Source organism: Neisseria sp. HMSC070F02, assembly GCF_001814225.1.
Lineage (GTDB): Bacteria > Pseudomonadota > Gammaproteobacteria > Burkholderiales > Neisseriaceae > Neisseria > Neisseria meningitidis.
This window is the reverse complement of sequence record NZ_KV815442.1, coordinates 1-568: the sequence shown is the minus strand read 5'-3', so window position 1 is coordinate 568 and position 568 is coordinate 1. Positions and strand designations below refer to the sequence as shown.

The window sequence follows — 568 nt, the reverse complement described above, 5'->3', positions numbered from 1 at the left end:
AAATGTTATATAAATGTAAAATCAAAAAGTTAGATAACACCATTGAAGAGGCAGTATTGATTGAAATAAATGGTTATGAACTACATTGTTTTATATCGTACTGCCCATTCAAAATATTTGAAAATCAATTTTATGAAGTGGAATTATCCTATGAAATCTTTAATGATTACATACTGGATAAATCAACTTCAAATATTGAATTTAGAAAAATAGATGATAGTTTCAAGTATGAAATAACGGCAGAATTAAAAAATAATCATCTAACCCTACAAAATATACAATTTGAAGAAGATGAGTATTTAATAAACTACCCTTATCTTGATAATTGTTTGGTTACATTAACGGTTGATAGAATAAGTGTCTCATTTATTAGAGAAATTCAGGCAGCCTGAAACCTGTTGTGGATACCGTTGGCAGTTTAGCGATTGGTTATGCCACAGGCGGCAATGCTGGGGCTTTTACTGGTGCGAATGCAGATTGGAATAATCGGCAGTTGCATTCGAGTGAATATAAATTAGCAGAACAATATGCAGACATAGTAGCTTCTCGTCTAAACATTTCAAAAGAA

The 568-nt window shown here is 31.2% G+C and carries 1 protein-coding gene; it reads left to right on the top strand.

The genetic code is table 11. The annotated features are described in order from the left end of the window. Positions 1 to 2: 2 nt before the first annotated feature. Positions 3 to 392 (top strand): hypothetical protein, encoded by a 390-nt coding sequence (locus HMPREF2959_RS06615; protein ID WP_002243897.1) that lies wholly within the window; start codon positions 3 to 5, stop codon positions 390 to 392. Positions 393 to 568: the final 176 nt, after the last annotated feature.